The organism is Streptomyces sp. NPDC005070 (assembly GCF_053600395.1).
On record NZ_JBSFZS010000231.1, the window covers coordinates 1 to 6255 of the forward strand.

The following is a 6255-nucleotide window of genomic DNA, read 5'->3' on the forward strand; positions in this document are numbered from 1 at the left end:
GGCGTCGATGTCGTGCAACTGGGCGGCCCTGACGTGTGATTGTCTCGCTCACCGGTTCGGGAACGCCGGAGATCATCCGCACAGGCGGCCGAGGTGTCCGTCCGACATGAGCGAGGCGGAGTGGGCCGTCGTACGTGACGCGATGCCGGTGCCCGGCTGGCCGGAGGGCCGCGGCGGGCAGCCGGAGAGCTGTGCCGCGTCCCGGTCGGTGACCGAGGCCGCGGTCACCGTCGGTAGACGGCGGCCCGGCCGGCTTTGCGGGCGATGCCCTCCATGGCTCGCCTGTCGTGGCGCCTCCTCAAGCAGCCGCAGGACGGTCCCGATGTGGCGGGTGCCGTGGCGGCACGGCGGGGACGTCCCGGCAGACGGTCGCCTGCGGTGTCTGGCGGGGTTGGTTCGTGATCAGCGTTGGGCTTCTACGGTTTGGCGCTGGGGTTTATCACCGCCGGCGGCCACGGCGGCGGCGGCCTTGCGCGGCAGGAAGAGCAGCACGACGACCGCGCCGAGCAGGGCGACGGCTGCGGAGCCTGTCGCGGCGATGTGCATGGCGTGGATGAAGGCGTCGTTCGCGGGCTGGACCAGCGCCTTGCCGGCCGGTCCCATCTTCTGGGCGATGGCCAGGGTCGCCTGGACGGATTCACCTGCGGCGTGCCGATCGGAGACGGGGACTGCGCCCAGGTGGCCGTGGATGCCGTTGCGGTAGGTGGTGGACAGCAGCGACCCCAGAACGGCGACCCCCATGGCGCCACCGACTTGCCGGAAGGTGTTGTTGACCGCCGATCCGGAGCCGGCCTTCTCCCGCGGCAGCGACGACATGATCATGACGGTGGCGGGTGGCATCACGTGCGCCATCCCGGTGCCCATCAGGAAGAACAGCACCTCCAGCACCCAGATGGGGGTGTCCTGGCCGAGCAGCAGGAAGCCGGCGAAGGCCACGGCGGTCAGGACGAGGCCGGTGGCGCACACGGCTCGGGCACCGAAGCGGTTGACGACCAGCCGGGCCCGCGGGGCGAAGAACATCTGGGAGGCGGCCAGCGGCACCACGAGCAGACCGGACTGCAGCACGCTGTATCCGCGGACGCTCTGGTTGTAGAAGACGCTGAAGAACGTGACGCCCATGAGGGCGAAGAAGACCAGGCCGATGGCGGCGACCGAGGCGGAGAACCGCCGGTTGCGGAAGTAGGTGACGTCAAGGGCCGGATGGTCGCTGCGGGCCTCGTGGACCACGAAGCCCGCGAGGACGGCCAGGCCTGCGAGGATCGTTGCCCAGGACTCGGGCCGGGTGAAGTCGCCCAGCTGACCGCCCTTGATGATGCCGTAGACCAGCAGCGCCAGACCGATGATCGACAGCAGGACACCAACCGGATCGAGCCTGCCGGGCCTGGGGTCCTTGGAGTCCGGGACCAGCACCACCATCGCGACCAGTGCGGCGATCACGATCGGCACGTTGACCAGGAAGACCGAGCCCCACCAGAAGTGCTCCAGCAGAACGCCGCCGGTGATCGGGCCGGCGGCTATGGCGAAACCGACCACGCCCGTCCAGATGCCGATGGCCTTGGGCTGCTCCTCGCGCTCGAAGACGTTCATGATGATCGCGAGGGTGGCGGGCAGGATGAAGGCGCCGCCGAAGCCCATCACGGCCCGGAAGGTGATGAGCTGCCCCGAGGAGTCGGACATCGCCGACAAGGCAGATCCCACGCCGAACACCGTCATGCCGAAGAGCAGCACCTTCTTGCGGCCGAGCCGGTCACCGAGCAGTCCCGCGGTGAAGAGCAGTCCGGCGAAGACCAGCGTGTAGGAGTTGATCGCCCACTCCAGCTGGCTCTGGGTGGAGCCGAGTCCGGTGGGAGCTGGCTGGGCGATGGTCTTCATCGCCACATTGAGGATCGAGTTGTCCAGCATCACCACCAGGAGGCTGAAACAGAGCACGGTCAGGATGGCCCAGCGCCGGCGGTGGACCGCCTCGGAAACGCTTCGTCGCTGGGCAGGCGGCGGTGGCGTGGACGCTGCGGGCGTCGAGGACTCGGTGGGGCCGGGTGGTGATGCCACGGGGGGTCTCCAGTGCTGTCGGTGGTTCTGCGATTGCCGGGCGGAGGGCGTCGGCCTCGGTCGGTGGGAGGCAGCGCAAGGCCCTGCTTGACCTGCCGGGTGACCTCATCGACCCGAATTAGATGTCGTAAAGAATCTAAATGGAAGCTAGAGTAGATGGCAAGTGACATCCATCTGAGGAGCGTGATTCCGTGGGCCGCGTGTCCAAGGCGCAAGCACAGGAGAACCGGCAGCGCGTCGTAGCCACCGCCTCCCGGATGTTCCGCGAGAAGGGCACCACGGTCAGCCTCGCGGACCTGATGAAGGCCGCCGGGCTAACCCATGGCGGGTTCTACAAGCAGTTCGCCTCGAAGGAAGACCTCGTCGACGAGGCCATCGCTCACGCCTTCGAGAATCCGGTCCCGTACTCGGTGGCCGCGCCGGAGGAGGGTGAGGACCACGAGTCCGCCCGCCGGGCCCTCGTCGAGGACTACCTGTCGGTCTGGCATCGCGATCACGCCGGGGACGGCTGCCCCGTTTCCGGATTCGCCGTTGACCTGGGGCGGGAGCCCGGCCGGGCCGGCGGCGCCCGCCAGGTCTACGTCAACGGGGTACGGAATCGCGCCGCCCGGTTGGCCACCGGCGACGACGACGGGCTGGCCCAGCTGTGCACCATGGTCGGTGCCCTCGTCCTCGCTCGTGCTACCCGGGGCAACCCGATCTCCGAAGAACTCCTGCAGGCCGCGCGCACGGCACTCACCGAGAGCGGCAACGGGACTGAGCGAGGCGTCGGACAGCCCGGTCGGCGTTTCGAAGTTGAGCGGTGCGTCGCTTCGGATGGCTGACGGTACGTGGTGAACGTCGGGGCGTGCGCCGGAGCGCAGCGCAGTAACGACCTCGTCAACGAGGGCGGCTTGTGCCTTGTCGCGGGCGGCCGTGGTGCATCGGCTACGGCGGGGTTGCTGTTGCTGTTCATCGACGCCGACCACGTGCCGCTGATTCCCGACTTTCTGCGCGCGGGTCCAATTGCGCGGCACGGTCCGCCAACTCCCCTGCGTGCCGACGAACCTCGATGTCATCGGCATGCTCTGTCCATGCGGCACGCCCCGTGCAGGGGCTTGGGGGCTTGCTCATTTGATGGGCGGGCCCGTGCGGTCCGCTCCGACAGGGGCGCTACCTGGCGTGCGGCTGACTCGTGCGGTGACGCAGAGCGCCCCAAGAGCCTGGCGATGGCGGCCCGCAGGGCGAATTTGATCATGGTGAGGATGGCGTGGGCGTCGAAGCAGCTCAGGTCGGTGACCGCGCGGATGGCCGCTCCGGGTCGCGGTAGTGGGGGAGACAACCCGGGACGGGGCGGAAAGTAGCTGGGGGCCGATGGAGGCTCCGCTGGTGGAGTAAGAGATGGTGAGCACGAGGAGTGTGGCGATCAGCCGCGGCGCCGGCGGGCGGGGTGTACCGAGAGGCTGTCGCCGAGCGCGTGGCCGATCCGGCGAGCGAGGGACCCGCGCGGTAAGGGCGACCGGGGTCTGGTTCGGCCGGGGATTGCGCTGCAGTCCGACGTAACAGCCCATGAAGGCGGCCACGATGATCAGAGCGATCACGGCCGGCTGGAGCCAGTTCCGTACCGGCGGCCCGACTGCGGCCCGACTGCGGCGCGACAGAGGCCACGGCCGCCGCAGATGCCGATCGCCCTTGCTCGGGAGCGAGTCCCGGCCCACGGGGCCTGCCGGCCAGTCGCCCCGGGGGGCGGTTCCGGCCGGGGCGGGCTCAGCCCAGGTAGAAGTCTTTGCGGGCGGCCACGAACTCCTCGATCGACTGCGGGGCGGTGCCTGTCACCCGCTCCACGCCGTCGGCGGTGCGGTCGTAGCGGTTGTCCCGGTGCAGCCGGGCCACGGTGGCGACGTGCTGTTCGACGTGCGGCGGCAGCCCCAACCTGGAGAGCCCCTGGGCCTGCCACTGGTCCAGCGGCAGGTCCACGTAGGTCACCGGGCGGCCCAGGGCCCGGGAGAACGCCTCGGCCAGCTCCGTCATGTCGACCGAGCGCGGCCCGGTCAGCTCGTAGACCTGCCCGATGTGCGGAGCCGGGTCGCGCAGCACGGTGGCGACGACCCGGGCGACGTCGTTCACGGTGACCGGCGAGGTGCGTCCGGTGCCGAACGGCAGGGCGATCGTGCCGTTCTCCTGAATCGACCATGACGCCAGCATGGTGAACAGCGCAGTGTCCATGAACACCGTCGGCCGGATGTGCACTACGGGCAAACCGGACCAGTTCAGTACCTGCTCGGTCAGCCAGAGCAGCCGCTGCTGGTGCGACTCCCCGGTGCTGGTGGCGGTCATCTGCGACACTGTCATCTGCGTCAGGTCGACCAGGGCCTCCAGCTGCCCGTACTCCCTGGCGACGGAGGCCACCACGGTCGCCGCCAGCAGCTGGTCCGGCGACACAGACATCGCGAAGTACATCCGCGACACGCCCTGCAGTGCGGCCGCCACCGTCTCGGGCTGGGTCAGGTCGCCGATAACGACCTCCGCGCCGAGCGCCCGCAGCTCAGCCGCACGCTCGTCCTCGCGGCGGACCATGAAACGCACCGGAACGTCCTGAGCACGCAACTGCTCGAAGACCGCACGGCCCACGCCGCCGGCACCGGGGATGAGAACAAGCTTGCTGGCAACCATCAGTCGATCTCCTGGAGAGTGAGGGAATTTCCGCGGGCGCCGGGGTCAGCGTCGCAGCGAAGCCGTCGGCGAGCCGTCTGGCACGACGCACTGCTCCGGGTGATCTTGTCGATCACAATAGATGTCAATAATAATCCAATTGGGAGGGAGGACTCCGTGGGCCGCCTGTCCCAGGCGCGAGCACAGGAGAACCGGCAGCGCGTCGTAGCCAACGACTCACGGATATTCCGCGAGAACGGCACCGCGGTGACCTCGCGAACCTGAAGAAGGACCGGCCTAACCCACAGCCGGATCATGGCCAGGTGGTCGATCTCCAACAGGTCGACCGGGCGGCGGTGGATCGACCGCGTGTCCGCTGGCAGTCTTCGAGGCCGGTGCACGTTGACCGCGGCGGTCAGGCGCGGATGGTCAGGGCAAGGCGGTCTTCGCGGAGTTCCACAGCACGCCGCGGTTCACGCGGTCGGGGTACAGGCGGACCATCGTCTCGTAGAGGTCGGCATAGTCGCCGGCGTTCTCCGCCGCGGCGTTGAAGTCTTCGATGTACCGGCGGGTACGCCCGATGTCGTCCGGGCTGTCCGGGTCGCCGTCGCGCTTGTGGCCGGACACCACGGCGGTCGGCTGCAGCCCTTCGAGGACGTCCAGGGCACGCAGCCACTCCTCGGCGCCGGTCCCCTTCGCCTCGCCGAGGTACAGGTGGACGTCGCCATAGACCGCGTCCCCGGCGACCACCAGTCCGATGGAGGGTACGTGCAGGGCGCTCGTGCCGTCGGTGTCGGTGTGGCCCAGCTCGATCGCGCGCAGTTCCTCGCCCTCCAGTTCGATCCGGCTGTCGGGCAGCGGCTCGGGGACCAGGTGCCGGTCGGAGATCTGGTCCGGGAAACGGGGCTGCCAGAACCCGTCGAACCAGGCGGAGTCCCACTGCGCCCCGGAGTGCACCGCCACGTCCGCCGCGGCGACCAGCCGGGCCTGCGGAAAGCGGTCGAGCAGCGCGGGCGCCCCGAAGAAGTGGTCGCCGTGCGCGTGGGTGACGAAGACCGTGGTCACGTTCTTGCCCTGCGCGGCCGCCCAGTCGGCCAGGCGGCGCGATTCGTCCACGGTCATGAGCGGATCCACAAGGACCGCGTCGCGCTCGCCGCAGATGAGAGTCGACGCCGTCGGCGACCACATCCGCCGGTCCTCGCCCGGCGGGAGATCATCGGACACCGCCGGCTTGGACGGAGCGACGTGCACGGAGTAGCCGAGTCCGGTCATGACCACTCCCGCGTTCTCGGGGCTCGCGGCGGTCGAAAACTGAACCAGGGACTCAACCGCAGCCGCCGGAACCGTTCTGAGACCCGACTTCCCGCTCCCCTCCACACTAACTGCGCCCCAGCGGGGCCACCATTCCACCCGGCGCATGTTGCAGGGATGGGTGGTTGGTGTACGGAACGCTTTCTGAGCTGGGGTGTTGTTGGTTCGTTGAGAAGCCGTTGCTCTATCGATCTTGGTGGGCGTGAGTTCGAGGTTGTCGACGCGGTCGGGTGATCTCGTGGCCGGCCAGGCATGAAAGCGGGG

At 69.1% G+C, this 6255-nt stretch carries 5 protein-coding genes; 1 reads left to right on the forward strand and 4 read right to left on the reverse strand.

The window, feature by feature from the left end; translation table 11 throughout:
- Positions 1 to 72: 72 nt before the first annotated feature.
- Positions 73 to 228, reverse strand: a complete 156-nt coding sequence (locus ACWEBX_RS36330; RefSeq protein ID WP_451889012.1) for a hypothetical protein — start codon at positions 226 to 228, stop codon at positions 73 to 75.
- 174 nt (positions 229 to 402) lie between these two features.
- Positions 403 to 1929, reverse strand: a complete 1527-nt coding sequence (locus ACWEBX_RS36335) for an MFS transporter (RefSeq protein WP_451889013.1) — start codon at positions 1927 to 1929, stop codon at positions 403 to 405.
- Positions 1930 to 2240: 311 nt separating this feature from the next.
- Here ACWEBX_RS36335 and ACWEBX_RS36340 point away from each other — a divergent pair, with 311 nt between their 5' ends.
- Positions 2241 to 2873, forward strand: coding sequence for a TetR/AcrR family transcriptional regulator (locus ACWEBX_RS36340; RefSeq protein WP_451889014.1), 633 nt, complete (start codon positions 2241 to 2243; stop codon positions 2871 to 2873).
- 922 nt (positions 2874 to 3795) lie between these two features.
- Here ACWEBX_RS36340 and ACWEBX_RS36345 read toward each other — a convergent pair.
- Both ACWEBX_RS36345 and ACWEBX_RS36350 read right to left on the reverse strand, forming a co-directional pair.
- Positions 3796 to 4701: an NmrA family NAD(P)-binding protein gene (locus tag ACWEBX_RS36345; RefSeq protein ID WP_451889015.1), complete on the reverse strand. Its 906-nt coding sequence runs from the start codon at positions 4699 to 4701 to the stop codon at positions 3796 to 3798.
- A gap of 408 nt (positions 4702 to 5109) precedes the next feature.
- Complete coding sequence (locus tag ACWEBX_RS36350) at positions 5110 to 5952, reverse strand: MBL fold metallo-hydrolase (RefSeq protein WP_451889016.1); 843 nt, start codon at positions 5950 to 5952, stop codon at positions 5110 to 5112.
- Positions 5953 to 6255: the final 303 nt, after the last annotated feature.

What these genes read in the sequence shown, in the direction of transcription:
- ACWEBX_RS36345 (WP_451889015.1), bottom strand. Translation starts at nt 4,701, where the DNA reads ATGGTTGCCAGCAAGCTTGTTCTCATCCCCGGTGCCGGCGGCGTGGGC.
- ACWEBX_RS36350 (WP_451889016.1), bottom strand. Translation starts at nt 5,952, where the DNA reads ATGACCGGACTCGGCTACTCCGTGCACGTCGCTCCGTCCAAGCCGGCG.